The sequence below is a fragment of the Streptomyces hazeniae genome (assembly GCF_031845485.1).
GTDB lineage: Bacteria > Actinomycetota > Actinomycetes > Streptomycetales > Streptomycetaceae > Streptomyces > Streptomyces hazeniae.
In genome coordinates this window covers 112,522-139,397 of record NZ_JAVREQ010000020.1, presented here as the reverse complement: position 1 = coordinate 139,397, position 26,876 = coordinate 112,522, and the positions used below count along the sequence as shown (strand labels likewise).

Annotated in this window: 18 protein-coding genes; 8 read left to right on the top strand and 10 right to left on the bottom strand. The window is 74.4% G+C overall.

Annotation, left to right across the window (positions count from 1 at the left end):
- Positions 1–548: 548 nt before the first annotated feature.
- Both RM572_RS21085 and ptsP read left to right on the top strand, forming a co-directional pair.
- Positions 549–998: a PTS sugar transporter subunit IIA gene (locus tag RM572_RS21085; RefSeq protein WP_311674931.1), complete on the top strand. Its 450-nt coding sequence runs from the start codon at positions 549–551 to the stop codon at positions 996–998.
- 5 nt (positions 999–1,003) lie between these two features.
- Positions 1,004–2,674 carry a phosphoenolpyruvate--protein phosphotransferase gene (ptsP, locus tag RM572_RS21080; protein WP_311674930.1) on the top strand — a complete coding sequence of 557 codons (1,671 nt, stop codon included), beginning with the start codon at positions 1,004–1,006 and terminating at the stop codon, positions 2,672–2,674.
- Positions 2,675–2,692: 18 nt separating this feature from the next.
- Here ptsP and RM572_RS21075 read toward each other — a convergent pair whose 3' ends face one another.
- Both RM572_RS21075 and RM572_RS21070 read right to left on the bottom strand, forming a co-directional pair.
- Positions 2,693–3,574 carry a hypothetical protein gene (locus RM572_RS21075; protein ID WP_311674929.1) on the bottom strand — a complete coding sequence of 294 codons (882 nt, stop codon included), beginning with the start codon at positions 3,572–3,574 and terminating at the stop codon, positions 2,693–2,695.
- A gap of 108 nt (positions 3,575–3,682) precedes the next feature.
- The gene (locus tag RM572_RS21070; protein ID WP_311674928.1) at positions 3,683–5,704 is read right to left on the bottom strand and encodes an acetoacetate--CoA ligase; all 2,022 of its coding nucleotides are present in this window, start codon (positions 5,702–5,704) and stop codon (positions 3,683–3,685) included.
- 278 nt (positions 5,705–5,982) lie between these two features.
- On the opposite strand from RM572_RS21070, the gene RM572_RS21065 reads away from it, so the two are divergent.
- The 4 genes from RM572_RS21065 (at position 5,983) to glpK (ending at position 11,696) form a co-directional block, all read left to right on the top strand.
- A complete protein-coding gene (locus RM572_RS21065) occupies positions 5,983–8,352 on the top strand; it encodes a glycoside hydrolase family 31 protein (RefSeq protein ID WP_311674927.1) in 2,370 nt (789 codons plus the stop codon).
- Between the two features lie 113 nt (positions 8,353–8,465).
- Positions 8,466–9,275: a M15 family metallopeptidase gene (locus RM572_RS21060; protein ID WP_311674926.1), complete on the top strand. Its 810-nt coding sequence runs from the start codon at positions 8,466–8,468 to the stop codon at positions 9,273–9,275.
- 155 nt (positions 9,276–9,430) lie between these two features.
- On the top strand, positions 9,431–10,165 hold the full coding sequence (locus RM572_RS21055) for an MIP/aquaporin family protein (protein WP_311674925.1): 735 nt from the start codon (positions 9,431–9,433) through the stop codon (positions 10,163–10,165).
- 16 nt (positions 10,166–10,181) lie between these two features.
- Positions 10,182–11,696, top strand: a complete 1,515-nt coding sequence (gene glpK, locus RM572_RS21050; RefSeq protein ID WP_311674924.1) for a glycerol kinase GlpK — start codon at positions 10,182–10,184, stop codon at positions 11,694–11,696.
- A 13-nt stretch (positions 11,697–11,709) separates the two neighbouring features.
- On the opposite strand, the gene RM572_RS21045 is transcribed toward glpK, so the two are convergent.
- Genes RM572_RS21045 through RM572_RS21030 form a run of 4 tightly spaced genes read right to left on the bottom strand, consistent with a single transcriptional unit; the run spans position 11,710 to position 15,734 of the window.
- Positions 11,710–12,345, bottom strand: a complete 636-nt coding sequence (locus RM572_RS21045; protein WP_311674923.1) for a GTP-binding protein — start codon at positions 12,343–12,345, stop codon at positions 11,710–11,712.
- Positions 12,326–12,727 carry a DUF742 domain-containing protein gene (locus RM572_RS21040; RefSeq protein ID WP_311674922.1) on the bottom strand — a complete coding sequence of 134 codons (402 nt, stop codon included), beginning with the start codon at positions 12,725–12,727 and terminating at the stop codon, positions 12,326–12,328. The genes RM572_RS21045 and RM572_RS21040 overlap by 20 nt, the downstream gene beginning before the upstream one ends.
- A 26-nt stretch (positions 12,728–12,753) precedes the next feature.
- A complete protein-coding gene (locus RM572_RS21035) occupies positions 12,754–13,188 on the bottom strand; it encodes a roadblock/LC7 domain-containing protein (RefSeq protein ID WP_311674921.1) in 435 nt (144 codons plus the stop codon).
- Positions 13,185–15,734, bottom strand: coding sequence for a nitrate- and nitrite sensing domain-containing protein (locus RM572_RS21030; RefSeq protein WP_311674920.1), 2,550 nt, complete (start codon positions 15,732–15,734; stop codon positions 13,185–13,187). The genes RM572_RS21035 and RM572_RS21030 overlap by 4 nt, the downstream gene beginning before the upstream one ends.
- Positions 15,735–15,991: 257 nt before the next feature.
- Between RM572_RS21030 and RM572_RS21025 the strand changes: the two genes are divergently transcribed.
- Positions 15,992–16,309 carry a hypothetical protein gene (locus RM572_RS21025; RefSeq protein WP_394813665.1) on the top strand — a complete coding sequence of 106 codons (318 nt, stop codon included), beginning with the start codon at positions 15,992–15,994 and terminating at the stop codon, positions 16,307–16,309.
- On the opposite strand, the gene RM572_RS21020 is transcribed toward RM572_RS21025, so the two are convergent.
- The 4 genes from RM572_RS21020 to RM572_RS21005 all read right to left on the bottom strand — a co-directional run bounded on the left by RM572_RS21020 (position 16,263) and on the right by RM572_RS21005 (position 24,979).
- On the bottom strand, positions 16,263–20,930 hold the full coding sequence (locus tag RM572_RS21020) for a hypothetical protein (RefSeq protein WP_311674919.1): 4,668 nt from the start codon (positions 20,928–20,930) through the stop codon (positions 16,263–16,265). The genes RM572_RS21025 and RM572_RS21020 overlap by 47 nt on opposite strands.
- A 36-nt stretch (positions 20,931–20,966) precedes the next feature.
- Positions 20,967–21,863, bottom strand: a complete 897-nt coding sequence (locus RM572_RS21015; RefSeq protein WP_311674918.1) for a hypothetical protein — start codon at positions 21,861–21,863, stop codon at positions 20,967–20,969.
- 70 nt (positions 21,864–21,933) lie between these two features.
- The gene (locus RM572_RS21010) at positions 21,934–23,457 is read right to left on the bottom strand and encodes a hypothetical protein (protein ID WP_311674916.1); all 1,524 of its coding nucleotides are present in this window, start codon (positions 23,455–23,457) and stop codon (positions 21,934–21,936) included.
- 64 nt (positions 23,458–23,521) lie between these two features.
- The gene (locus RM572_RS21005; protein ID WP_311674915.1) at positions 23,522–24,979 is read right to left on the bottom strand and encodes a HEAT repeat domain-containing protein; all 1,458 of its coding nucleotides are present in this window, start codon (positions 24,977–24,979) and stop codon (positions 23,522–23,524) included.
- Positions 24,980–25,332: 353 nt separating this feature from the next.
- On the opposite strand from RM572_RS21005, the gene RM572_RS21000 reads away from it, so the two are divergent.
- Entirely contained in the window at positions 25,333–26,856 is a 1,524-nt protein-coding gene (locus RM572_RS21000; RefSeq protein ID WP_311674914.1) for a PP2C family protein-serine/threonine phosphatase, read from the top strand.
- Positions 26,857–26,876 lie beyond the last annotated feature (20 nt).

Here is a 26,876-nt window from a genome sequence, read left to right as displayed (position 1 = left end):
AAACTCTCCGTGAATGCTTCCCGGATATCCGGGTCGACACATCACGAGAGCGGAACCGCCGGAGGAATAACCCGACGATCCACAGCGTCCTCGCTGTTGTGTTTCAAAGGAACCACGCCCCCACAAACAGGGGGACGGGGTATCAACATATCTGGCGTTGACTTTTGGCACGCTGTTGAGTTCTCAAGGAACGGACGCTTCCATCGGAACCCTTTCACAGGCTCCTCCGGGCGCTTCCCTTCGGTGTCCCCGACACTATCAGAACCATTTCCCTGTTCCGAAATTCGGCCGCCGCAGACGTGCGGCATCCCGATTCTCTTCACGAGAGGAGAAAGGAGGTGTGTCGAAAACTGCCCGCCGCACTCGGCTGCGAGCAGGGGGACGACAGTACAGCGCTGCCGTGGCGGAGGCAAATCGCCGTCCACCCTCCCGCCCGCTGCGCCGCAAGCGGTCCTGCCGGGCGATGACTTACCCTGCTGAACGATGGCGCATCCCCGCTCGAGTCGGGGGAGGCGGCCCGCTCGAGACCGTGTACTGGGAGGCTTCCCATGACCACAGTGACGTCGCCGATGGCCGGTCGGGCCGTCGGCCTGCCGGCCGTGCCGGACCCCGTGTTCTCCGGCGCGATGGTCGGTCCCGGCACCGCGGTGGACCCGGGACGAGCTCCCACGGTCGCCGTCTCCCCGGTGGACGGGATCGTCGTCTCCCTGCATCCGCACGCCTTCGTGGTGGTCGACCCCGGGGGCCGCGGCGTACTCGTCCACCTGGGCATCGACACCGTGCAGCTCAACGGGGACGGCTTCGAGCTGGTGGCGACGAAGGGGGACACCGTCGAGCGCGGTCAGGCGATCGTGCGCTGGGACCCCGGAGCCGTAGAGCGCGCCGGCAAGTCTCCCCTCTCCCCCGTGATCGCGCTCGAGGCCTCGACGGGCTCCCTCACGGGTCTGGTGGAAGAGGGCACGGTCACTTCCGGGGCCCCCCTCTTCGTCTGGAGCTGAGCCGGATGGACGCGACCCTGCGGGGTGTGGGTGTGAGCCACGGCCTGGCCGTCGGCGAGGTGCGGCACATGGGGACCGCCGTGCTGGAGCCCCCTGCGAAGCGGATCGGGCGGGACGATGCTCCACGGGAGCAGAAGCGCGCGCGGTCCGCGGCGCATGCCGTCGCCGCGGACCTGGAGGCGCGGGGCCAGCTCGCCGGCGGTGACGCACAGGGGGTGCTGGGGGCGCAGGCGATGATGGCCCGCGATCCCGAGCTGATCGCGGACGTGGAGCGCCGCATCACCGTGGGCAGCAGCGCGGAACGGGCGGTGTACGACGCCTTCGCCGTCTACCGGGCTCTGCTGTCCGGGGCGGGGCGGTACGTGGCCGGTCGCGTCGCCGACCTCGATGACGTGCGGAACCGCATCGTGGCCCGGCTGCTGGGGGTGCCCATGCCCGGGGTCCCGGACAGCGACGACCCCTTCGTGCTCATCGCCCGGGACCTCGCTCCGGCGGACACCGCGCTGCTCGACCCCACGCAGGTGCTCGCGTTCGTCACGGAGGAAGGCGGCCCCACCAGCCACAGCGCCATCCTCGCCCGCGCTCTGGGGGTGCCCGCCGTGGTGGCGCTGCCGGGTGCGGGCGAGCTGGCGGAGGGCACGGTCATCGCGGTCGACGGCAGCACCGGTGAGGTGACGGTCAACCCCTCGGAAGCGGAACAGGCGATGCTGGCCCGGACCGCCGGGGAGCGCCTGACGGCGCTCGCCGCGGTCAGCGGGCCCGGCGCCACCTCGGACGGCCACAAGGTCCCGCTTCTGGCGAACGTGGGAAGCCCGGCGGACGTGCAGGCCGCCGTCGAGGCGGGGGCCGAGGGGGTCGGGCTGTTCCGCACCGAGTTCCTGTTCCTCGAGGACGGTGCGGCGGCGCCGTCCGTGGAGCGGCAGGCGAAGGTGTACCGGCAGGTGTTGGAGGCCTTTCCGCAGGGACGCGTCGTGGTGCGGGTCCTGGACGCGGGCGCCGACAAACCCCTCGGGTTCCTCACCCCGGCCGACGAGCCCAATCCCGCGCTGGGGGTCCGCGGTCTTCGCGCGCTGCTGGACCACCCGGAGGTGCTGCGGGATCAGTTGTCCGCGCTGGCCAGGGCCGCGGCGGGGCTGCCCGTGTACCTCGAGGTGATGGCCCCGATGGTGGCCGACCGTGCCGACGCGGCGGCGTTCGCCGAGGTCTGCCGTGCGGTGGGGCTGCGGGCGAAGTGCGGCGTGATGGTGGAGATCCCGTCGGCCGCGCTGCGGGCCCGGTCGGTGCTGCAGGAGGTGGAGTTCCTGTCGCTGGGCACCAACGACCTGGCGCAGTACACGTTCGCGGCGGACCGGCAGGTGGGCGCGGTGTCGCGGCTCCAGGACCCGTGGCAGCCCGCGCTGCTGGACCTGGTCGCACTGGCCGCGGAAGCCGCGCGCGCGGAGGGCAAGGGCTGCGGGGTGTGCGGGGAGGCGGCTGCGGACCCGGTGCTGGCGTGCGTGCTGACGGGGCTGGGCGTGACGAGCCTGTCCATGGGCGCGTCGGCGATTCCGTACGTCCGGGAGGCTCTGGCGCGGCACACGCTCGCGCAGTGCGAGCGGGCCGCCTCGGCCGCGCGGGCCGCGGACGGAGCGGGGCAGGCGCGCTCCGCAGCGCACGCGGTGCTCTCCGGCGAGTGATCCGCGGGCCGGGCGGGCTCATGCGCCGCCCGGTGCGGTGCGGGACAGCGGGACGCCTGCTGCGTAGGTGACGCCGGGCTCGGGCGGTACGGGTTCACCGGTCTCCGCGTGCGTGCAGTAGGCGCTGAACACCTGGGCCTCGGTGAGCGGGGCGAGCCAGCCTCGGTGCAGGCACCAGCCGCGCACGGTCTCGCGCGGGCGGTCGCCACGGCAGGCCGGTGGGGTGGTGCGGGTGACGAGCCCGCCGGGCGAGCCGGTGGCCAGTCCTGCGGCGAGGACGGAGCAGAAGAGCAGGACGTCGGACTCGGCGAGCTCCCAGGTGCCGTCGGCCGCGGTGTCCGTGTGCAGGACGGCCAGCAGCGGGGCGCGCGGTCCGTCGACGCTGCACACCAGGTGATGGGTACCGGCTCCGAGCGCCGTGAGCAGGGCGTCGAGCGCTTCGGCGGCCGTGTGCAGGGGGGCTTCGCCCCCGCCGAGGGTGTCCAGGACGCGGTCGGCTTCGTCCCACACGGCGTCCCGGGCACGCCAGGCCCGGAGCAGGGGCAGCAGGTCGTGGCAGGGCTGTCCGTCGTAGGGCACCGTGAGGCCGGTGCCGGCGATCTCCGCGGTGTAGCGCGTGCGGCTGACGGGGGCGTCCGGGTCGAGACCGTCCCGCAGGCAGTAGGCGGCGAAGCGGTCGGGGTCGAACGGGGCGACGCGGGTGTGGAGGCCCTGTCCCGACAGGTGGCGGAGGAGGGCCTGGACGTGCTGCAGGTAGGCGGCGTAGTCGTCGAAGGCGAAGCTGCGGTAGCCGCGCATCGCGGTGAAGTCCGTCTCCGTGGTCAGGACGGCGACGGTGCTGGGCGTCTCGGTGCGCAGGGCCTGGTGGCGGCGTCGCCTGCGGCTTCGGGTGTGCGACATGGTCCCCCTCACTGACGGTAAGACTGGACGTGACTCACCGTAGTCGGGGGGTGTGACAGCGGGCCGGGTCCCCAGGACCCCGGGAGGGCCGGCCCGCCGTCCTGCCGGTCAGGTCGTGCGTTCGCGGGCGAGGCGTTCGTAGAACCTCAGGAGTTCCACGTCGTCGACGGAGCCGGGGTTGACCGCCTTCTCCAGCGCTGTGCCCTGAAGGAGGCGCTTGACAGGGACTTCGAGGCGCTTGCCGGTGAGGGTGTGCGGGACGGCGGGGATCTCGATGATCTCGTCGGGCACGTGGCGGGGCGAGAGAGAGCCGCGGATGGTCTGCTTCACCGTGTCGCGCAGCGCGTCGTCGAGGGTGACGCCGGGCGCCAGGTGCACGAAGAGCGGCATCCAGTAGCCGCCGTCGGGCTGTTCGACGCCGATGACGAGGGACTCGCGGATCTGCGGGAGCCGTTCGACGGCCTCGTAGATGTCGGCGGAGCCCATGCGGACGCCCTGCCGGTTGAGGGTGGAGTCGGAACGGCCGTGGATGACCACGGAGTTGCGGCCGGTGAGGGTGGTCCAGTCACCGTGCCGCCACACGCCGGGGTAGGTGTCGAAGTAGCTGTCGTGGTAGCGGCTGCCGTCGGGGTCGTTCCAGAAGCGCACGGGCATGGACGGCATGGGGTTGGTGACGACGAGCTCGCCGACCTCGTCGACGAGGGGCTTGCCCTGGGGGTCCCAGGACTGGAGGTCGGTGCCGAGGCAGGGGGCCTGGAGCTCTCCGATGTGCACGGGGAGGGTCGGTACGGCGCCCGCGAAGCAGGAGCAGACGTCGGTGCCGCCGCTGACGGAGGCGATCCACATGTCCGCGGCGACGGCGTCGTGCAGCCACCGGAAGCCGTCGGGCGGCAGCGGGGAGCCCGTGGTGCCGATGCACTTCAGCGCGCTCAGGTCGAAGTCCCGGCCCGGGTGGACGTCGGCCTTGCGGCAGGCCATCACGTAGGCGGCGGACGTGCCGTACAGGGTGGCGCGGGTGCGTTCGGCGACGCGCCACTGCGCGGCGGTGTCGGGGTAGCCGGGGCTGCCGTCGTAGACGACGACGGTGGAGCCGACGAGGAGGCCGGAGACGAGGAAGTTCCACATCATCCAGCCCGTGGAGGTGTACCAGAAGAACCGGTCCGCGGGGCCGAGGTCGCAGTGGAGGCCGAGCTGTTTGAGGTGCTCCAGGAGGATGCCGCCCTGGGACTGGACGATGGCCTTGGGCAGTCCGGTGGTGCCGGAGGAGTACAGCACCCACAGCGGGTGGTCGAACGGCACCTGCTCGAAGACGGGTTCGGTGTCGGCCGCGGTGAGGGCGTCCCACTCCAGCGTCCCCTCCGGGGCGGGGGTGCCGAGGAGGGGGATGTGGACGACCGCTTCGAGAGTGGGGAGTTCACGGCGCAGTTCGGCGACGGTCTCGGTGCGGTCGTGTTCCTTGCCGCCGTAGCGGTAACCGTCGACGGTGAACAGCACCTTGGGCTCGACCTGCTGGAAGCGGTCGAGGACGCTGCGGGCGCCGAAGTCGGGGGCGCAGGAGGTCCACACGCCGCCGACGGCGGCGGTGGCGAGGAGGGCGACGGCGGCCTGCGGGGTGTTGGGGAGATAGCCGCTGACCCGGTCTCCGGGGCGGACGCCGAGGCGGCGCAGCCGGTCGGCCAGCGAGCCGACCTGGCGGCGCAGTTCGCCCCAGGAGACGGGGACGGGCTCGTGGGTCTCGTCGACGTGCAGCAGGGCCGGCTCGTCGGCGCGGGCGGGGTCCTCGCCGGCGCGCAGGGCGTGCTCGGCGTAGTTGAGGGTGGCGCCGGGGAACCAGACGGCGCCGGGCATCGCATCGTCCGCGAGGACGGTGTCGTACGGCGTGGCGAAGCGGACGTCGAACCATGCGGCGACGGCGCGCCAGAAGTCCGGGAGGGCCTCGACGGACCAGCGGTGGAGGGCGGCGTAGCTCGCCTCGGGGTCGTCCGGGAGGCCCCGGGGCGCGCCGTGGTGGTCGGCGGCCCATTCCTGGAAGCGGGTGACGGCGGCGCTGCGGATCCGCTCCGGCCCGGGACGCCACAGAGGTTGCGGTGCGGGCGTGTCGGGCTGCGGACTGCTGTGCGCTGCGGTCATGTGGCGGCTCCCGTGGTTCTCTGCGCTTCGTGGGCGTCGTGTCCGCGCACGTGCCGGGGTGTGTGCGCGTACGCGGCGGCTGAGCAGGACGATGCCATGTGATCGTTCACTTCACCAGGGCCGACGCCCCCATAAAGGGCGTATGCGGCATGTGAGGTGGGCACAGGGCCGGCGGCGGGCGGCGCCGGGGTCCCTGGGAGCGACGGCGGGGCGGACGCCCGGTGAACGGCTGTTGAACGAGGGTGACCGGTGCGCCCGCTGGTGGCAGGCTGAGCTGCATGAAGGGGCGTGACCGGGTGCGGTCTGCGGGTGTCGGTGGTGTCGTCGGGATGGTCCGCCGGTGGGGTCCTGTCCGGTCGGCGCTGCGGCGGGGCGGAGACGCGGGTGGCTTCGTGGTCGGGCCGCGGGAACGGGCGCGCGTGCCGGGCGAGGCGGTGGGGGCCGAGCCGAGGCCGGGCGGTGGCCTGGTCCGTTTCGAGCGGTCCGCGCTGCGGGTGCGGGTGGCAGCCGGCGGCGCTGTCTTCTGCGGCTGGGACGAGGCGGCGCCGGAGCCGTCGTACGCGCTGGGCGGCCGCTGTCCGGAGGCGGACACGCGCGCGGTGCTGGAGCCGGACACCGACGGCGGATGGCGGGTGGTGTCAGAGCGGCTGCGGATCACCGTCTCGCGGCGGGGTGCCGTGGAGGTGGGCACGCCGGGCGGCGTGGTGCTGCGCCGGGACGCGGCGCCGCGCTGGTGGGAGACGGAGCCGGGCGGTGGGGGGCGCTGGGTGCTGCACTCGCGGGTGTCGCCGGACGCCCGGTTCTTCGGGCTGGGCGGCCCGCCGGTGGGTCCTCGGCTTCCGGCGGGCGCGTACCGGTTGTGGAACGCGGGGGTGGACCGGGCGGGCGGGCGCGCCGCGTCGGTGACGATGCCCGTGCAGCTGGTGGTCGCGGACGTGGGCTGCCACCTGGTGTTCCACGACGCGACGTGGGACGGGGAGATGGTGCTGCGGGACGGGGAGGAGGGTGCCGGGTCGGGACACGACCGGGACGCCCGCTGCGAGGTGCGGATGTCGGGCGGGCCGCTGCGCTACTGGGTGATCACCGGAACGCCGGCCCGGCTGCTGCGCGGCTGGGCCTCGCTGACCGGCACGCCGGCCCGGCCGCCGGTGTGGGCGCTGGGATACCAGCACGTGCTGCCGTCCGGCGCGTCGCCCCGGGAGGTGCGGGAAGCCGTCTCGGCGCACCGGGAGCACGGGCTGCCGTTGCACGGGGTGCATCTGGCTGCGGACGACGGCTCCGGGCGGGGCGCGGGCGCCGCCACTCCGGACGGGGCGCGCTTCCGGGAGCCCGGAGCCGCCATGCGGGAGGTCGCCGGGGAACTGCGGGCGGAGGGGGTGCGGCTCGCGGCCGCGGTGCGGCCGGAGGTGTGGGCGCGGCCGGGCGGTGTGCTGTACGAGGAGGGCACGGCGCTGGGCGCGTTCGTACGGGACGGCGGGGGCGGCACGGTGCGGCGTCAGGGGCGGCCGTGGGCGTCGGTGTACCCCGACTTCACGGACTCGCGCGTGCGCAAGTGGTGGGGCGGCCTGTACGCCGGGCTCGTCGGCGAGGGTTTCTCCGGGGCGTGCCACCAGGGCGACGCGCCGGCGTCGCCGCACGTCCTCGCGGACGCGGACGCGGCACGGGGGGTGCGGCACGACCTGGAGGGGCGCGGCGGCGCCCATCTGGAGGCGCACAACGTGTACGGGCTCGCGATGGCGCAGGCGGGCTGGGCGGGCCTGCTGGAACAGGGTCCGCAGGAGAGGCCGTTGCTGGTGTCGAAGGCGGGCTGGGCGGGTTCCCAGCGGTACGGGGGAGTCTCGGCCGGCGCCCCGGTCACGGACTGGCACGGGCTGCGGGCCTCGCTGGCGGCCGTGCTCGGGCTCGGCTTGTGCGGCGTGCCGTTCGCGGGGCCGGAGGCCGGGGCGTGGGACGAGCGTGACCGGCCGTCACCGGAGTTGCTGGTGCGGCGCTTTCAGCTGGCGGCGTACCTGCCGTTGTTCCGCGGCGGCGACCGCCCGGATGCGGGGCGGGGGGCGGGGGACCGCGGGCCGCGGGGCCACGGCCGGGAGGTTCTGGCGGCCGTGCGGGCGGCGGCGGTGCGCCGGGAGGAGCTGGTTCCCTACTTGGTGACGCTGGCGCATCTGGCGCGGCGGACGGGCGCTCCCTACGTGCGGCCGCTGTGGTGGCACCATTGCGCCGACCGGGCGCTGCGGGACTGCGGCGACGCCTTCCTGCTGGGCGACGCGCTGCTCGTGGCGCCGGTGCTGGAGGCGGGGCTGCGGCGCCGTGCGGTGCGGCTGCCGCGCGGCTGCTGGTACGACACGGCGACCGGGGTGCGGTACGACGGCGGGCGCACCGTGGTGCTGGACGCGCCGCTGGAGCGTGTCCCGGTGCTGGCGCGGGCGGGGGCGGCCGTTCCGGTGGCGGTGCCGGATGGGGGGACGGCGCTGGAGGTGTGGCGGCCGCCGCCCGGGCGGACCGGCAGCGGCCTGCTGATACGGGAGCCGGCCGATGCCTGGGCGCGGCCGGAGGTGGAACGGCTCACGGTGTCGGAGGCCGCCGGCCGGACGGTGGTGACGGGCGAGGACGGGCACCGGGTGGACCTTCCGGTCCGGGTGCGCGGCTGAGGGGGAGTTCCTGCCCGGAGGTGGGCCGCGTTCGGCTCGCGCGGTCGCGTCCGGTCGTCCCGCCGGTGCGGGGGCTCTTCCCGGCAGGGCGGCGGTGCGGTAGGCAGGAGCGCATGCGCCGACACTCCCCGCTCCGCCTGCTGTTGGGCCTCGCGTCCGCGGTGCTGCTGGTCACCGCGGTGCCCGCCCCGCACGCCGCCGCACGTCCGGAGCCGAAGGCTCCCGACGCGTTCGTGTCACTGCGGCGGGTCGCGCCGACGATTCTCCAGGACATCCGCTACGTCACCCGGCACAACTTCGTCGGCGGCCGGATCGACGGCTACCGGTGGCCGATGTGCATTCTCACCGAGGACGCCGCGAAGGCGCTGCGCTCGGCGCAACGGGCCTTCCTCCGCCAGGGGTACACGCTGAAGGTCTACGACTGCTACCGCCCGCAGCGCGCCGTCGACCACTTCGTGGAGTGGGCGAAGGACCTGGACGAGCGTCGGATGAAGCGGGAGTTCTATCCCCGGGTGGACAAGGCGTCGTTGTTCGAGGACGGCTACATCGCGGAGAAGTCGGGGCACAGCCGGGGCAGCACGGTGGACCTGACGCTGGTGCGGCTGCCGGTGGAGCCGACCCGGCCCTACGTGCCGGGCGAGCCGCTGGTGCCGTGCTACGCACCGCAGGAGGAACGCTTCCCGGACGCGTCGCTGGACATGGGGACGGGCTACGACTGCTTCGACACGTTGTCGCACACGCTCGACGAGCGGATCCGGGGCGAGCAGCGGGCGAACCGGCTGCTCCTGAAGCGAGGTCTGGAGAAGGTCGGATTCGTCAATTACCCGAACGAGTGGTGGCACTACACCTTCCAGCCGGAGACCTTCCCGGACGACTACTTCGACTTCCCCGTCTCGCCCCGCTCGGTGACCGGTCACCGCTGAGCCGACACGCTCACTCGAACGAGTGAATTTGTAGGCGACCTTGACGCCCCTTCGGTCCGGTTGAACACTGCCGTCACGCTCGTCGCACCTGGCACGACCCACCCGCACACGCGCCCGGGGCAGCCGCCCCGGGCGCTTGGTCGATTGGAGCCGCAGTGGACCATTTCAGCAACGGGGACATCTTCGTCGGCGAAATCATCGGCACGGCCATCCTGATCCTGTTCGGCGCGGGCGTGTGCGCCGCGGTCAACCTGAGATTCTCCAAGGCCAACGGAGCCGGCTGGATCGTCATCGCCTTCGGCTGGGGATTCGGGGTGCTCGCCGGCGCCTACACCGCCCTGCCCCTCTCCGGAGGCCACATCAACCCGGCCGTGACCATCGCCGTCGCGGCCGAGAGCGGCGAATGGAGCAAGGCGCCGCTCTACATCGTTGCGCAGATCATCGGTGCCTTCGTCGGTGCGGTGCTGGCGTGGGCCGCGTACTACTCCCAGTTCGCGGCGAACGCCGACAGTGAGACCGCGCAGCCGACCCTCGGCAACTTCTCCACCATCCCCGAGGTGCGCAACCCGGTCACCAACCTGGTCACCGAGATCATCGCCACCGCAGCCCTGGTGCTGCCCATCCTGGCCTTCGGGGTCACCAAGGAGCTGGGCCGCTCGGGCAGCACGGTCCTGATCGTGGCACTGCTCGTCGTCGGCATCGGCCTCTCGCTGGGCGGGCCCACCGGCTACGCGATCAACCCGGCCCGGGACCTGGGCCCCCGAATAGCCCACTCCGTGCTGCCCATACCCAACAAGGGGACGTCAGACTGGGGGTATGCCTGGGTTCCGGTGACCGGTCCGGTCATCGGCGGCCTGGTGGGAGCCGGAATCTACTCACTCGCCTTCTGAGCAGGGAGACGCGACCATGAAGGACGCCTTCGTCGCAGCGATCGACCAGGGCACCACATCGAGCCGCTGCATCATCTTCGACTCCGGCGGCGCCATCGTCGCCGTCGACCAGCGTGAACACGAGCAGATCTTCCCCAAACCCGGGTGGGTGGAGCACGACGCCACCGAGATCTGGTCCAAGGTCCAGGCGGTGGTCGCAGGAGCCCTGGCCAAGGCCGGACTGCGCGCCGACCAGCTCAGCGCCCTGGGCATCACCAACCAGCGTGAGACCACCGTTCTGTGGGACCGCAAGACCGGCAGGCCGGTGCACAACGCGATCGTGTGGCAGGACACCCGGACCTCCGGACTGTGCACGCAGCTCGGCGGCGACGTGGGGCAGGACCGCTTCCGCGACCGCACCGGCCTGCCGCTGGCCAGCTACTTCTCCGGCCCCAAGGCGTTGTGGCTGCTGGAGAACGTGCCGGGGCTGCGGGAGCGCGCCGAGGCGGGCGAGATCGCCTTCGGCACCATGGACACCTGGCTGATCTGGAACCTCACCGGCGGCCCCGACGGCGGCGTGCACGTGACCGACGTGACCAATGCCGGACGCACCATGCTGATGAACCTGGAGACCCTCCAGTGGGACTCCTCGATCCTGGAGGCGATGCGGATCCCGGAGGCGGTCCTCCCGGAGATCCGCTCCTCGTCGGAGACCTACGGCACGGCCGTCGGTCAGCTGGCGGGCGTGCCCGTGGCGTCGGCGCTCGGCGACCAGCAGGCCGCCGTCTTCGGTCAGACCTGCTACGACGTCGGCGAGGCGAAGAACACCTACGGCACCGGCTCCTTCCTCCTGCTGAACACCGGCAACCGGCCCGTGCCCTCCAAGAGCGGGCTGCTCACCACCATGGGCTACCAACTGGGCGGCGAGCGGCCGGTGTACTGCCTGGAGGGGGCCATCGCCATCACGGGAGCGCTGGTGCAGTGGTTCCGCGACCAGCTCGGCATCATCTCGTCCGCGGACCAGATCGAGACGCTGGCGGAAAGCGTGGAGGACAACGGCGGGGCGTACATCGTGCCGGCGTTCTCGGGCCTCTTCGCGCCGTACTGGCGGTCCGACGCGCGGGGCGTGATCACCGGCCTGACGCGGTACGTCACCAAGGCGCACCTGGCCCGCGCCGTGCTGGAGGCCACGAGCTGGCAGACGCGTGAGGTCGTCGACGCCATGTACCAGGACTCCGGCGTGGAGATCACCACGCTCAAGGTGGACGGCGGCATGACCGCAAACGGCCTGCTGATGCAGCACCAGGCGGACGTGCTCGGGGTCCCGGTGATCCGGCCGGTGATCTCGGAGACGACCTGCCTGGGCGCGGCCTACGCGGCCGGGCTGGCGACCGGCGTCTGGTCCGACCTGGACGAGCTGCGGTCGCACTGGCGGCAGGACGCGGAATGGACTCCGAGGATGGACGCGGCGGTCCGCGACCGGGAATACCGCAACTGGAAGCGGGCGGTCGAACGCAGCTTCGGCTGGTACGAGGAGGAGCCGGCGGGCTGAGGCCCCGGAGCGCTCAGCGGGCGGTCGCGGCCTCCTCGGCGGCGGCCGCCCGCATCGCGTGCCGGATCACGGAGATGAGCACGTCACGCACGGAGTCCCGCTCGCGCGCGTCGCACAGCATCACCGGCACCCCGGCGTCGAGGTCGAGGGCCTCCCGGATCCGTTCGGCCGGGTGGCGCTCGGCGCCGTCGAAACAGTTGACGGCGACGGTGAACGGGATCCCGCGGCGTTCGAAGTAGTCGACGGCGGCGAAACTGTCGCCCAGGCGGCGGGTGTCCACCAGCACCACCGCGCCCAGCGCGCCCTGCGCCAGCTCGTCCCACAGGAACCAGAACCGGTCCTGTCCGGGCGTGCCGAAGAGGTAGAGCACCAGATCGTCGTTGATGGTGATCCGGCCGAAGTCCATGACGACCGTGGTGGTGGACTTGGCCTCCACCCCCGCGGTGTCGTCGTAGGGGCGGCCCGCCTCGGTCAGCATCTCCTCCGTGCGGAGCGGACGGATCTCGCTCACCGCACCGACCAGAGTCGTCTTTCCCACGCCGAAGCCGCCGGCCACCAGCAGCTTCAGCGTCACGGGCTCGGCGGGGGCGGCCGACTCGGTGGGAGCGGCTGCCGGGCCGCGGTCGCGTTCAGAGCGCCCGAAGACCATTGATCACCTCGCGGAGAATGTTCTCGTCCGGCAGTTCGGCCGGAGGTACGGGTCGGGAGACGCGGACCAGGTCCGCGTCGAGCAGGTCGCCGACCAGGACGCGGACGATACCCACCGGCACGTCGAGGTCGGTCGCCAGCTCCGCCACCGACAGCGGACTGCGGCGGCACATCCGCACGATGTCCACGTGTTCGGGGGTGAGGGCCGGGTCGTGCAGATCGTCCTCGTGCCGGCCGCCGGCCCCGGTGCCCGCGGTCCGCGCGATGACGAGGGCGATGAGGTCCAGCCGTGCCGCCTCGGGGCTGCACCGGGTACGGCCGCGCGTCATGGCGTACGGCCGGACCACCGGCCCGGCAGCCTCGTCGAACCAGCGCTCGGTCATGCCACCGATCCCCGTCCGGCCCCTGGTCAGCGCGCGCCGGGCAGGTCGGAACGACGAGCGGTGCCCAGGTGGACGCCGACCCTCTTGACCAGCAGCGTCATCTCGTACGCGATGAGGCCGACGTCGGCTTCGGAACGCGCGAGCACGGCGAGACAGCTGCCGTCGCCGGCCGCCGTCACGAACAGGAACGCCTCGTCCAGCTCGACCACGGTCTGCCGGACGCCCCCGGCGTCGAAGTGCCGGCCGACGCCTTTGGCGAGGCTGTGGAAGCCGGACGCCACGGCCGCCATGTGCTCGCCGTCCTCCCGGCTGAGCCCTTCGGAGGTGCCCCGGGGCAGTCCGTCGCCGGAGAGCACCATGGCCTTGTCGATGCTGCCCACGCGCTGGACGAGCTCGTCGAGCAGCCAGTTGAGTTCACCGCCGGCGCCGGTGGTCCGTGCGGCCGCGTTCGGTGAGGTCATCGCCCCTCCCCCTCCGGGTGGTCGGTCTCGGGTGCCGGGTCCGCGGCGGGTGTGCCACCGGGCGGCGTGTCGGTCTCTTCGCGTCCGCGCTGCCAGCCGCGCTGGAGCGCGGCCATCCGGCTGCGCACCTCCTCCGCGTCCCGGTCGTCGGGCTCGGAACCCTGCCCAGCGGAGCGGTCCGCTTCCGGGGCGGGAACCTCCTTCAGCTGCGGAGCGAGGCTGGCCTGCCGCACCCTGCGGGGCAGTCCGCCGGGGCCGTCCTCGACGCGGCGGCCGTTGTCGGAGACCAGCACCGGCGTCCGCCGGCGCCGCCGGGGCAGCCCGGCGGGGTCGGGGGCGGGCCCTCCGTCCGGAACGGTTCCGGGAGCCGCCTCCGGGGCGGTTCCGTACCCCCCGGCGGGCGGGTCCTCGCGCACCGCGCCCGGGTCCTCGGCGGCCTGCTGGTGCTCGGCGTCCTGGCTCCCGGGGCGTTCCGGGCGGCGGAAGAGACCGCCGCCGCTGTCAGGGGAGTCGAGGTCGGCGAGCGCGGCCTCGAGTTCGACGGGTCCGTCGAGCGGCCCGGAGTCCGTGCCGGCCGGGGACAGCGGCGCCCTGGGGCGGGGGCGGCGGCCGTTCGCCACCGCCGCGGTCTCCGGACCGCCCTCACGACCGGTGGGCTCGCTGAGGACGGAGGCGGGGATGAGGACGACGGCGGTGGTGCCGCCGTACGGGGAGGGCTGGAGCGACACCCGTACGCCCTGCCGCTGCGCGAGGCGGGAGACGACGAACAGGCCGAGGCGGTCGGTGTCGGAGAGTTCGAACTCGGGGGTCTCCGCGAGGCGCAGGTTCGCATCGAGCAGGGCGTCCGCGGGCATGCCCAGGCCGCGGTCGTGGATCTCCAGGGTGAAGCCGTTGGCGACCCGTTCACCGAGCACCTGCACCCCGGTGTGCGGCGGAGAGAACACGGTCGCGTTCTCCAGCAGTTCGGCGATCAGGTGGGTGAGGTCGGCGACGGCGCCGCCGTCCACGGCCAGCCGCGCCAGCCTGCGTACCTCGATGCGTTCGTAGGCCTCGACCTCGGCGACGGCGGCCCGGACCACGTCCATCAGCTGCACGGGCTTGCGCCACTGACGGGAGGGCGCGACGCCGGAGAGGATGACCAGACCCTCGGCGTGCCGCCGCATGCGGGTGGTCAGGTGGTCGAGGCGGAACAGGTCGGCGAGTTCGTCCGCGTCCTCGGTGCGGCGTTCCATCGTGTCGAGCAGGGTGAGCTGACGGTGCAGCAGCACCTGGTTGCGGCGGGCGAGGTTGACGAAGACCTCGGAGACGCCGCGCCGCATCTCGGCCTGTTTCACCGCGGCCTCGACCGCGGCGCGCTGCAGGGTGTTGAGCGCCTGCCCGACCTGGCCGGTCTCGTCCGGCGGGAACTCCAGCCGCGGCGCCTCGGTCTCCACGTCCACCTGGTCCCCGGCGGCCAGGCGCCGCATCACGCTGGGTAGGCGCACCCCGGCCGACTCGTTGGCCTGTCTGCGCAGCGTGCTCAGGTCGCGGACCAGGCCGCGGCCGACGCGCGCGGAGACGACCAGCGAGGCGACCACGGCGGCCAGGCCCAGGACGCCGGCGGCGCCGGCCCGCAGCCACACCTCGGTGGCGGCCGGCCGGATGCGTTCGTCGTAGCGGTGGTGGGACTGCGCCCGCAGGTCTTCCAGGTCGTCCAGGACGGTCGCGGTGGCCTGCTGCCAGCGCTGCGCGTTGACCACCTCGGTGGCGCCGCCGGACCCCGCGGCGATGACGGCGTCCTCGTAGCTGCGCAGGGTGCGGCCGTCGGTGGTGGTCCAGTACTCCTGGAACGCCTCCCGGTCCTCGGCGGGGAGCTGCTGGAGGCTGGTCTCGAGGGCGAGGTTGCGTTCGGCGATGCGGTCGGAGAACGCCCTGCGGTCGCCGCTGGTCATCTCCCCGGCCGCGATGGCCGCGGCCAACAGGGCGTCCTCGCGGGCCAGGTACTCGCGGGCCCGGGCGACGCCGACGAGGGCGTTGCCCTCCTGTTCGAGGTGCTCCTCGTGCAGGCCGTGCAGGGAGGTCAGGAGGGTGAAGGAGGGGCCTACGAGGTCGTTGTAGCCCTGGAAGGCGCCGCCACGGGTGAGGGTGTTGTTCCCGGCCTTGCGGCGCAGTTCGCCCAGGCCGTCCAGTCCCCGGAGCACGGCGTCGAGCCGGTCGTGCGTGTCGTGCTGGAGGTCGCCTCGCACGTCGTCGCGGCCCGCGGTGGCGCGCAGCCCGCCGACGGCCCGGTCGGTGGCGCGCTGGGCGCGCCCGAACCGGTTCAGGGCATCCGAGCGGCGCGGGTCGGCGAGGTGCACCATGACCTGGCGGCGCTCGCCCTGGAGAGCGTGCACCACCTCCAGCAGGGGGTCGTTCAGGGCGTCCATGGAGGTGGCCGTCGCGCGGAGGTGGAACGCCTCACGGCCGGTGAGATAGGTGGCGAACGCCCAGATCGACACGAGGGACACCAGCGGCACGAGCAGCAGGGCCACGATCTTCCGGCGGATCGACTTGCCGCGAAAGCGCATGGCCTCCCCTACGTCAACTCCTCCGCGCGGAGGCGTGTTTCATCAGCAAACGGCGCGAGCCTACTACCACCCTGGAAGGGACTCGCAGGTGTGTCCGAACGATCACCCGGTGGTACAGGGTGCCTCATCCGGAGTTGTCCGTCGATGCCCTGCGGCATGCTGGACGATTGTGGCGCAGGCCACGCGCGGAAGTCGCGGCGGCGGAGTGCGCGAATCGTCGCGCTTGCACCCCGGCGTGGAGGGGGAGTGAAGAAGTCATGTACGCAAAGCCCCGGTTGCCGGATCCGGTGCGTACGGCAGCGGTGCGGGCGGTCCTGATCATCGCGCTGACGCTGGTCCTGGTCGTGATCGCCGTGCTGTGCTCGCTCGCGGAGGTGTGGTTCGCGTTCCCCGCGGTACTCGCCGCCATAGCCTGCACCGTGGTGGCGACCTGGAGCGTGCTGGACGTGTGGATCACCCGTCAGGTGTGGGTCCAGCGGCACGGCGTGGTGTCGGAGCCCAGCAGTGTGGCGCGGCGTGGGCGGCCGGTCAGTCCCGGTCACCTGCCGGACGCCGGAACATCCTCGTCGCCGTGACCTCGCCGTGCACCACCGGCTCGCCCTCTTCCTGCGGCCGGGGCAGCCCCGGCCGCAGGTGCTCCTCGACGCTGATGTACTTCAGGCCGGCGCGCAGGTCGGCGTCGTTGCGCAGCCGGATGACGAGCGGGAACTCACCGAGCGCCGTGGTGTCGAAGAGGCCGGTGGTGTAGAGCAGCTGAACGCCGAGTGCGTCGGCGACGGCGCGCTGGAGCTCCAGCAGGTAGGTGGCGTTGGCGCGGCCGATCGGGTTGTCGAGGAAGAGGGTGCCGGCGTGCCGGTGCCGGTCCCGGCCGCGATCGTTGCTGCGCAGCGCCGCCATGGTGCAGTACAGCGCGATGGCGGCGGTGAGCAGCTGACCGCCGGAGAAGACGTCGCCCATCTGGCCCACCGGTACGCGTTCCGCGCGCAGCACCGCGTCCGGCTTGAGGATCTCCACGGACACGCCGCGGGGCTGGAGAGCCGCCCGGACGCCGCGCAGCAGCAGGGTCATGCCGTCGCGTCGCAGGTCGGAGTTCTTCGCGACCGCGGCCCGGGTGGCCTCGTCGATGACCTCGCCCAGGCGTTCGGTGAGGGTGGCCTGGTCGGGGTCGTCGAAGCGAATGCGCAGGAACTCCTGCCCGGACCACTCCCCCAGCCCTTCGGGGAGCCGGGAGAGGCGCTGCGCCGAGCGCAGGGTGGCGAGGGAGGACTCGGCGAGGCCGCGGAGCCGGTCCACGATGCCGTCCCGGTTGCGTTCGAGCTGCTGGAGTTCGTCGGTGAGGACGCGCAGGCGGGGCGCGAAGGCCTCGGCCCAGGCGGCGGCGTGGTCGGGCAGGGCTGCGGCGGGCAGCTCACGGATCTGCTGCCGGGCCGGGGTGCGGACCTGTTCGTAGCGTGCGGAGTTGGCGTGCCGCACCAGCACGTCGCAGGCCTCGCGCACGGTCTGTTCCGCGGTCGACAGGTCGGCGGCGCAGCCGCGCAGGGAGCGGCGCGCCTCGGCGGCGGAGTGCCGGGCGTCGGACGGCGAGCCGGGGTAGGGGTCGGGCGCCTCGTCGGGCGGGGTCTCGGCGTGCTGGGGATCGCGCAGCAGGTCGCGCAGCATCGCGGAGGTCTCGTCGAACGCTTCGGTGGCCTCCTCGGCGGCGCGGTGGGCGCGGAGGAACCCGGTGTGCCGTTCGCGCGCGGCGGCCAGGGCGTCGTCGCAGGCGGAAAGTTCGGCGTTGGCCGCGCGCAGGAGCGACTGCGCGGCCTCCGCGTCCCCGGGCACTCGCGCCTCGGGCAGCTCGGTGTGGGTCCCGCCGTCGGCGGGGGCGAGGCGTTCCGCCTCGCCGCGCAGCCTGCCGAGCTGTTCGCTGGCGCCCGAGGCGCGCGTCTCCAGCAGCTGAACGTGTGCCTCGGCGCGGGCGGCCGCGGACTGGCGGGACGGACCGTCGGCGCCCTCGGGCCCGTCGAGGAGTTGCGCGGCGCGGTTGCGGACCTTGTTGGTGAGCCGTTCCAGGGCGGCGAGGGCGGAACTCTCGTCGCCCTCGGCGCGCGCCTGTTCGGCACGCAGGTCGGTGCCCACCCCCACCTTCTCGTACAGCTGCGAGGCGGAGCGGTACGCCTCGCGCAGCGCCGGAAGGGAGGAGCCGGGGCGTGCGGCGGCGAGGTCGAGGTCGTCCGGCACGCCCGCGATGTCGGCACGTTCGGCGCGCAGCGCGCGGGCGGTGCGGTGGGCGTCGTCGGCGGCGCGTTGCGCGGCCCTGCGGTCCTCGTCGGCGATGCGGGCGCGCTCCAGGCAGTCGGCGGCGACGCCCTCGGGTTCGGCGGCCTCGTCGGCGAGTTCACGGAGCCGCGCCTGCCACTTCACCCGTTCGCGGAGGCGGAAGGCGAGGCCGGCCAGGGCGTCGGCGCTGCGCCGGGCCTGCTGGGCCCGCTCCTGGGTCTCCTCCCGCGCCTGGGCGGTCTCGGCGGCGTTCTCCTCGGCCTCCGTACGGGCGGTGGCGCTGCGTTCCAGATGCTGCCGTGCGGCGTCGGCGGCCTCGCGGGTACGGACGGCCTCGCGGGCGAGTTCGGGAAGGCGGCCCGCGGGGCAGCCCGCGCGCCAGGAGGCGAGCCGGGCGGCCAGCGCGCGGTCGTCGCCGAGGCGGGCGGCCCGGGTGCGGATCTCCTCGTCGCGCTGCTGGGCGCGGGCCCGCAGGTGCCGCCGTTCGTCGTCGGCGGCGCGTTCGTCGTGCATGGCCGGGTTGGGCGGGACGAGGAAGACCTGGTCGCGGTCGGGGTCGGCGGTGTGCGGCGAGGGGGTGGGGGCGAGCAGCGCGGCCGCGGTGCCGACGGCGACGGCGGAACGGGGCAGCAGGGATGCTCCGGCGAGCACCTCGCGGGCGCGGGCGTGGCTGTCGGGGTCGGTGATGACGACGCCGTCGACGAGTTCGGGGCGCGCGGCGAGCACGGCGGCGTGGTCGGCGGGGTCGACGGCCTGGGCGAGGTAGCGCCAGCCGGGCAGGGCGGGGATGCCGTGCTCGCCGAGGAACTCGACGGTGCTGGTGACGTCGGCGCCCGGGGGGAGGAGCCCGCCGTCGCCGAGGGCGCCGAGCATGCGGGAGTCCTCGGCGGCGGCGGTCCGCAGGTCGAACAGGTGGCGTTCCGCGGTGGCGAGCGCGTCGTCGAGGAGTCCGGCGAGGGTGTCGGCGTTGCGGTCGAGTTCCTCGGCGGTGAGCGGCGTGTTCCGGTCCTCGGGGCCGCCGGGCGGGTCGGCGTCCGGGCGGCTGCCGCGCTGGGCGGGCAGCCCGGTCGGCGCGGGGTCGGCGGGAGCCGCGGGCAGACCGAGCAGGTCGGCGAGTCGTTGTGCGGTGCCGAGCGCGGCGGCGGCACGTACCTCCGCGCCGTGGGCGGAGCGTGCGTTCTCGGCGGCGTCGGCGGCGCGGGCGGCGGCCAGTTCGGCGCGGGCGTGCTCGGCGGCGGTCTCGCGCGCCTGCTCGGCGGCGCGCCGGGCGGCCTCCCGGGCGGTGTCCCAGGCGGCGACGGCCTGCTTCTCGGCGTCGCTGGCGGCGAGGGCGGCGCGGGCGGGGTCGGCGTCGGGCGTGGAGTCGTCGAGCCAGCCGGCGCGTACGGCCTCGGTGGTCTCCTGCTCGACCTCGGCGAGGCGCTGACGGAGGTGGTCGCTCTCGCTGCGGGCACGCTCGGCGGACGTGGCGGCCGCGGTGGCGTCGCGGTGGGCGCGTTCACTCTGCTGCTGGAGCGTGGCGGAGCGCTCCTCGTGGGCGGCGGCGGACTCCTCGGAGTCCTGGGCGGCGGCGTGCAGGGCCCGGACGAGGGCGGCCGCGGCGTCGGCGCGTGCGGCGAGGGCGGGAGCCGCGTCCCGTTCGGCGTCGCGGATGGCGGCGGCCACGCGGGTGACCCGGTCGGCGGCGGCGCGGTACTGGAGGACGGTCTCGGCGGCCTGCCACGCGGCGTGCAGGGTACGGGCGTCGGCGAGTTCACGGCGCTGGGCTGCGGCGGCCTTCTCACCCGCGGCGAGGGCGAGGGAGGCGTGCCGGTAGGCGAGCTCGGCAGCCACCAGGGACGCGCGGTGCCGGGAGCCTTCGGCGTCGGTGACGGCGGCCTCGGCGGTGCCGACCTGCTCGGCGAGTGCCGCGGCGTCGCCGCGCTCGGCGGCACCGCGGGCGTGCAGACGGCGGGCGAGGGCACGTGCCCGGCGCTCGGCGCCGGCGTGCACGTCGCGTGCGCGCTGCCGTTCCCCGGTGGCGTCGGCGATGCGCTGGAGCAGATCGAGGGAGCCGGCGGTGAAGTCGCGTTCGGCGGTGAGCTCGGCGCGGCGGCCCAGTTTGTGGGCGAACCCGTGCACGAGGTCGGCCAGTCCGTCGGTGTCGCGGGTGTCGGTGACGGCGCGCAGCAGCAGGTCGGTGAAGTCGGAGTCGTTCTTGACGGCGAAGAGTCCGGCGGCCTCGCCCTCGTCGGCGTTCATCTCGCGCTGGTAGCGGAAGAGTTCGGGGTCGAGGCCGAGCGAGGTGAGGTGCTCGTTCCAGCGTTCGTGGATCTCCTCCCAGTGGACGTCGAGGTTGGGGTAGGCCTTGCCGGTCTCGGTGAGGACGTCGCGGAAGCCCTTCATGGTGCGGCGACGGCCCCGGGCGGTGGAGGCGCCCTCGCGTGCGGGGCGCATGGCGGAGGACTCGGCGACCGGGAGGGAGTCGAGGCTCATGCCGGGGCCGGGGCGGAAGGAGTACCAGGCCTCGGCGAACTTCCGCGGGTCGCCGGAGACCTGGCGGCCGCGCCATTCGCTGGCCTTGCCGACGACGACGGTCTCGCCGGTGCGGGTGTGCTGCCACTCCAGGGCGACGTGGCCGCAGTCGTCGGCGAGGAGGAACTTGCGGAGCACGCCGGAACTGGCGCCGCCGAGGGTGTTGCGGTGGCCCGGCAGCATGACCGAGAAGATCAGTTTGAGCAGGACCGACTTGCCGCCGCCGTTCTCCAGGAAGAGCACGCCGGCGGGCGCCGGGCGGCGCGGCGGGCCGACCGGGTCGTCCTCGAAGAAGTCCGCCTGGGCCGGCGCCGGGGTGGGCACGGGCGCGCCGACTCCGCGCAGGTCCAGAACGGTGTCGGCGTAGCGCGCACCGGCGGGACCGATGGAGTAGAGGCGGATCCGGGACAGCTCGTACATGGGTGTGCGGGGCTCTTCTCGGTCGGGTCGGGGAGGTCAGGAGTGGAACGGGAGGCCGGCGTCGGCGGACAGTTCGAGGTCGTCGCCGTCGTCCGCGGGCACCAGCGAGGCGCTGCCGTCGGAGACCGGGACGACGCCGAGTTCGAGGAGTTCGGCCATGGCGGCGCTGCCGGCCATGTCGCGGACCTGGAGCTGGTAGCGGGCGGTGGTGCGGTAGGTGCCGCCGGACTCGTCGCCGGTGCGCTGCAGGAAGCCGGAGTCGACGAGGAAGGTGACGGCCTTGGCGATGATGCCCGTGGTGGAACCGGCCAGGCGGCGGGCGTCCTTGGTGGCGCCGGTGGCGCTGCGGCGGGCGTAGACCCGCCAGGCGGCCTCCAGGCCGGGGGCGCCCGTGGCGGGGTCGGTGTTCTCGCCGGCCTCCGCGGCGCGCTCTTCGAGACGGCGGCACGCCTGCCGGACGAAGGCGTCGACGCCGTTGACGGTGATCCGGCCGAGGTAGCCGTCGTCGGCGAGGTCGTCGGGGCGGGGGAAGGCCATGGCCGCCACGGCGAGGTGCGCCAGCCCGTGCAGGAACCGGTCGCCCGAGTCGGCGGTGGCCCGGCGGGCGTAGTCGCCCATGCGGACGGCGAACACCGAGTCCTCGGCTGCGGCGACGGCCATGCCGGCGCGGGTGGAGACCTCGAGGACGACGAGACCGAGCCCGGTGGCGACGGCGTCGGCGAGGCGGGCGAACAGCGGCTCGTCGCGGTAGCGCCGCAGCAGTTCGGCGTACTCGGCGTCGCGGGCCGGCAGCAGCTTGGGATGCAGGCCGAAGGAGACGAGCCGTGCGGCGTCGGCGGCGTCCGCCGGTGTCACGGCCGCCGGGCGGGCTGCGTGCTCGTCTCTGTCGGGAGCGGCGGTCGGCGCCTCGTGGTGAGCGCCGTGGTCGGTCACGGGTGGTCAGCTCCTGTGGTGGCTCGGCTGCGGCCGCGTGGTCGGCCGGGGTGCGGTCCGCGGTGAGGCGTCACGCCGCCTCCGTGCGGTCGGCGGTCATGCCTGCGGCGTCGAGGAGCGCGGTGCCCACCACGAGGTCGGCGCCGCCGAACTCGGGATCGTCCAGCTCCGTGCCGTCGTCGGCGGCGAACAGCAGGTGCTGCTCGCCCTGGCGGTAGGCGCTGCCGACCGGGGGGCTGGCGGCGTGCACCGCCAGCAGGGCGACGAGATAGGGCAGTTCGGGGTCGCGGCGCCGTGCGTCGGCGAGCAGTCCGGACAGCCGGCGGGGGGCGTCGGCGGGCAGGTCCAGCAGCTCCCAGGCGGCGGCGAACTGCTCTTCGCTGAAGCGGCTGTCGTCCGGGGTCGCGACGAGGTCCGGTTCGGGCATCTCGGCGCCCAGGTGTTCGCGCGGCGCGGGCGGGGTGAGCAGCAGGTCGGTGAGGTCGCCGAGGCGTACGGCGGCGGGGGTGCGCAGGCCGGTGCCGTGGGCGAACCAGGCGTCGGTGACCCGGGTGGCGGCCTCCAGCGGCAGGGGAAGCGCCGGGTGGAGGAGCTGGCCGTAGAGGTCGATCCCGGAGTGCGCGGCGGGCGGCGCGAAAGCCTGCCGGTCCTGCTCGGCGCGGAACAGCGGCCCCGCCTCCAGCAGCCGGGACTGGAGCTGGGTGTGACGCCGGATGCAGTCCTTGACGATGTCGACGAGTTCGGCGGCGCGGCGCTTGTGGTCGGGCCCGCGTTCGGCGGTGGCCTCGTCGCGGACGCGGCGGATGTTGGTGAGGATGGCGTTCTCGTGCCGGTAGCGGTCCGCGACGTGCTGCAGCGCCTCGGTGATCATGTCGGGCACGGTCTGCAGCCAGTCCACCGCGCGCACGTTCCGCCGGGTGGCCTCCAGGGTGCGGCGGAGGGTCTCGGCGTACTGGACGGTGCGGTAGCGGGCCTGTTCGGCGGCGAGTTGGGCGTCGGCGAGCCGGCCGCGGCTGATGAGCACCTCGAGCTTGACCTCGGCGGCGATCTGCGCGCTGGTGACATCGGTGTCGAGCGCCCCGACGAGGACGTTGACGGCCTCGTCGGTCGTGCGCAGGTAGACGGCGCCGCCAGGCCCGGGCACCTCCTCGACGAGCTTGAAGTCGTAGTCCCGGCGCACGTAGGTGCCGTCCGGGTCGAAGGTGCCGTAGGCGGTGCGGAAACCCCGGTCGACGCTGCCGACGTTGACGAGGTTCTCCAGCACCCAGCGGGCGACGCGCTCGTGTTCGGCGGCGGCGCGCAGGGGGGCCTGCGCGGCGACGCGGGGCAACAGCCGGGAGACGACACGGTCGTGGTCGGCTCCGGTGTCGAAGTCCATGCTGAGGGTGACCAGGTCGATGGCGGCGAGGGCGACTTCGGCCATGGCGTACGTGCCGTACTCGCCGGCCAGGTTGGCCTTCCGCACGTCGAGGTCGTGCAGCGGCGCGGTGCAGGCCAGCGCCCTCAGCCGGCGGGCCAGGCCCTCGTCGGCGGCGGGGCCGGGCGCCGGTGGGAGGCTGGGCGCGGAAGGGGCCGCCGGGGGGTGCTCGGTCACGACGGACAGCCTACGGCGTGCCACCGACAGCGACCGAACGGCGCGTGGGCGGTCGGCCGGCGGGTCAGGACGTCCCGTCGGGCTCCAGTCGTCCGCGCACCGCGCTCTGCACACCGGCCTCCTCCGCCGGGTCGGTCGCCAGTCTCCGCAGCCGTTCGACGACCTGGGTGTCGCCGATGGTGGCGTGCCGGGCGGCGATCTCGCGGGTCGACTCCTCGCAGTCCCACAGGCATTCGACGGCGAAGCCGGCGGGGAAGGTCTCGTCGGTGGCGGCGAGGGCCTGTGCCGCGCGGCCGCGCAGCTGGGAGGAGGCGGTCTCGCGGTAGATGTGCCGCAGCACGGGTGCGGCGCAGCGGATGGTGAGGCGGCCGGCGCCGTCGACGAGGGGGGCCAGCGCGTCGGCGTCCGGGCCGAGGGTGCGCACGGTGCGGCGGAGCGCGGCGAGGACGGTGTCGGCGTCCTGCGCGCCGCCGCGGCAGGCGAGCATGCGGGCGGCGACCGTGCCCAGGGCGTCGTCGCGCCGGGCGGCCCAGTGCCGGGCGCGGTCGAGGGCGGCGGCGCCGCGCATCCGGGAGAACGCGTCGAGTACGGAGGCGAGCAGGCCGGGCGGCGAGGCGGAGGGGGCGAGGGCGGCGGCTTCGTCGGCGGCCTCCTGCACCAGGTCGAGGGCGGCGGGGTCGTCGCGCTCGGCCAGGTGACGGATCGCCGCGGCGCGCGCGGCGTCCGGGCCGCTGCGGGCGGCGGCGAGGAGCTCGGGCCGGTCCTCGGGGGTGGCGACGGCAGCCAGGCAGCGCGCGGCGGCGGCCTCGCGGCGCGGGCCGGGCTCCTCCTGGGCCCAGGCGAGCACCTCGTGCACGCTCCAGCCGGGACGGGGTCCGCTGGTGCGCAGCTGCCGCTGCCACCGGTCGAAGGAACCGGCCTCGCGCACCCGGCGGAGGCGTTCGGCCTGGGCGGGGTGCGCGGGGTCTTCCTCCCACAGCCGCCAGGGGCGGGGTTCGAAGGCCTCGCGGGCGGCGGCGGCCAGTTCGGCGTCGCCGTCGGGGGTGCGCGGGAAGCGGGCGAGGACGGCCGGACCGAGGGGGCGGAGTCCGGCGTCGTCGTCCCGGACGGCGAGTTCGTCCAGCGCCCACTGCCAGTTGGCGCCGGACACGGCGTACCGGCGCAGCAGGCCCAGGGCGGCGGCGTCGCCGTAGGAGGCGAGGTGGCCGAGGACGGAGAGCGCCAGGCCGGTGCGCTCCTCCATGCCCTCGCCGGGAAGACCGTCGTCGGGGTGGAAGAGGTGGGCCTCCACGGCGTCGAGGCCGGCGTCGAGTTCCGTGTGCAGCCGCGCGTAGTAGAGCGACCGGTGTTCGATCTGCCAGTCGCGCCGGGGGTCGTGGAGCACGCAGCGAGTGAGCGCGGCCAGCGCCTCCGCGCGCGGCGCCGCGAGGGCGTGCAGCGTCCCGTCGCCGCGGCCTCGCTGGAGGAGGCCGAGCAGCGTACCGCTGGGCGCTATGTCTGAATCGACGGGATCGACGTACATGGGAGTCAGCATCCGGTGCGGGGTCTCGAGCTGGCAACGGGATTTCTCTTCGACCGGCAGTCTTGCCGTCGTCGGCGGTTCTACTCCTGCCCCTTCCCTTCCTCCGGCCCCGGGTCTCCCCCGTCCGGCGCCGCAGCCTACCCTCCGGGGCGCCGGGAGGGCACGCAGCCCGGGGCGAAGGCACCCGGGGCGCGGACCCCGGGCGCCTCCCCGGGGCGCAGAGCGGTCGGAGCGAAACGGATGGCCGTCGACATATGCCGGAAGCACCACCGAATCGGGTGTCGCCGATTCCCTTACGCACAGTCGCCGGTTGTGCGAGAGTCGTGAGGGTCCCCCTCTGCATCGGAGTGCCCATGCCGTCCTCTTCCCCCGTGGACCCGCCGGAATCCGCCGGTGACGGCGGGCTGGAGGCCCTGATCACTCAGGCGGACCGCCTGCGCGGCCGTATAGACGCCCTGCGCCGCGGCGGGCCCGACGGCGGAGGCGGAGACGCACCGGAGCGCCGCTGGCAGCAGGCGCTGTGGGAGCTGGCGGCGCACCAGGCGGACGATCTGGGCGGACAGCTCGCCCAGCTCCGGGACGGCCTCGCCGACACTCCCGCGGACTGCGACGGCCCCGCGGACTCCGGCGCCCCGGCCCGGCACGGCCTGCCGGGCGTGCCCGCCCAGCCCGGCTCCGCGGCGTACACGTCCCCCTCCGCGTCCGGGTCGGGAACGTCGCTGGTCAGGCGGGTGGGCAGCGCGGAGTGGGATCTGCTCACCGACGAGGTGAGCTGGTCGGAGGAGTTGTACCGGATCTTCGGCCGCACCGCGGCTGACGGTCCGCTCTCCCTGGACGAGCTGCCCTCCTGGGTGTGGACCGAGGACCGGGGGCCGCTGATGGCCGCCGTCACCGACTGCCTGGTGGACGGCCGCCCCCTCGACGGCGAGTTCCGCGTCGTGCGGCCCGACGGCGGGGTGCGCACGGTGCACATGACCGGCGAGTCCGTGCTCGACGACGAGGGCGGCACCGCCTCGATGTGGGCGGTGCTGCGCGACGTCAGCGCACTGCGCCGCTCCGAGCAGGCCGTGCGGGAGAGCCGCGACTCCGTGCGGCAGGAGCGCCTCGCCGAACGGACCGCGCGCCGGCTCGCGGTGGAACTGCAGCAGGCGGTCCTCCCGCCGTGGCGCGGCTCGCAGCGACTGCCGCTGCGCGGCGGTCCGGTGGGCACCCTGGACCTGGCCGCGCACTACCTGCCGTCCGCGGAGGGCGCCCTGGTCGGCGGCGGCTGGTACGACGCCCTGGAGCTCTCCGACGGCGCCGCCGCGGGCGGCGCGGTACTGCTCACCGTCGGCGACCTCACCGGGCACGGCGCGAGCGCCACGGCGGGCATGGCGCAGTTGGTGGGCGCGCTCCGCGGCATGTCACTCGCCGGCGTCCGGCCCGGCCCGCTGATGGGTCACCTCAACCGGCTGCTGGACGCCGCACCCCAGCCGGCGCTCGGCAGCGCGCTGTGCTGCCGCTACGAGGCCGCGACGCGCACCCTGGCCTGGTCGCAGTCCGGTCACCCCGCTCCCCTGCTGCTCCGCGGCGGCGCGGGAGAGGCGTTGTCCCCGCCGGACGGCGTCCTGCTGGGCGCCACGTACGGGGCGGCGTACGGGGAGCGGACCGAGCACCTCGAGCCCGGCGACGTGCTGGTGCTGCACACCGAAGGGCTTGCTGCGCGCGGCGGCACGACGGGGGTGCGCCCGGGACGGGCCGCGGACCGGCTCCTCTCGCTGGCCCCCCGCATCGGCTCCGCACGGAACGCCCAGGAGTGTCTGCGGGCCGTGGTCGAGGAGTTCGGCGGCCGGGACCGCGAGGACGACGCCTGCGTGCTGATCGCGCGGGTGCGGTGACGGTGCGGGAGCAGCGATCG

Coding starts and splice junctions, on each gene's coding strand:
- RM572_RS21085 (WP_311674931.1), top strand. CDS start 549: ATGACCACAGTGACGTCGCCGATGGCCGGTCGGGCCGTCGGCCTGCCG.
- ptsP (WP_311674930.1), top strand. CDS start 1,004: ATGGACGCGACCCTGCGGGGTGTGGGTGTGAGCCACGGCCTGGCCGTC.
- RM572_RS21075 (WP_311674929.1), bottom strand. CDS start 3,574: ATGTCGCACACCCGAAGCCGCAGGCGACGCCGCCACCAGGCCCTGCGC.
- RM572_RS21070 (WP_311674928.1), bottom strand. CDS start 5,704: ATGACCGCAGCGCACAGCAGTCCGCAGCCCGACACGCCCGCACCGCAA.
- RM572_RS21065 (WP_311674927.1), top strand. CDS start 5,983: ATGAAGGGGCGTGACCGGGTGCGGTCTGCGGGTGTCGGTGGTGTCGTC.
- RM572_RS21060 (WP_311674926.1), top strand. CDS start 8,466: ATGCGCCGACACTCCCCGCTCCGCCTGCTGTTGGGCCTCGCGTCCGCG.
- glpK (WP_311674924.1), top strand. CDS start 10,182: ATGAAGGACGCCTTCGTCGCAGCGATCGACCAGGGCACCACATCGAGC.
- RM572_RS21045 (WP_311674923.1), bottom strand. CDS start 12,345: ATGGTCTTCGGGCGCTCTGAACGCGACCGCGGCCCGGCAGCCGCTCCC.
- RM572_RS21040 (WP_311674922.1), bottom strand. CDS start 12,727: ATGACCGAGCGCTGGTTCGACGAGGCTGCCGGGCCGGTGGTCCGGCCG.
- RM572_RS21035 (WP_311674921.1), bottom strand. CDS start 13,188: ATGACCTCACCGAACGCGGCCGCACGGACCACCGGCGCCGGCGGTGAA.
- RM572_RS21030 (WP_311674920.1), bottom strand. CDS start 15,734: ATGCGCTTTCGCGGCAAGTCGATCCGCCGGAAGATCGTGGCCCTGCTG.
- RM572_RS21025 (WP_394813665.1), top strand. CDS start 15,992: ATGTACGCAAAGCCCCGGTTGCCGGATCCGGTGCGTACGGCAGCGGTG.
- RM572_RS21020 (WP_311674919.1), bottom strand. CDS start 20,930: ATGTACGAGCTGTCCCGGATCCGCCTCTACTCCATCGGTCCCGCCGGT.
- RM572_RS21005 (WP_311674915.1), bottom strand. CDS start 24,979: ATGTACGTCGATCCCGTCGATTCAGACATAGCGCCCAGCGGTACGCTG.
- RM572_RS21000 (WP_311674914.1), top strand. CDS start 25,333: ATGCCGTCCTCTTCCCCCGTGGACCCGCCGGAATCCGCCGGTGACGGC.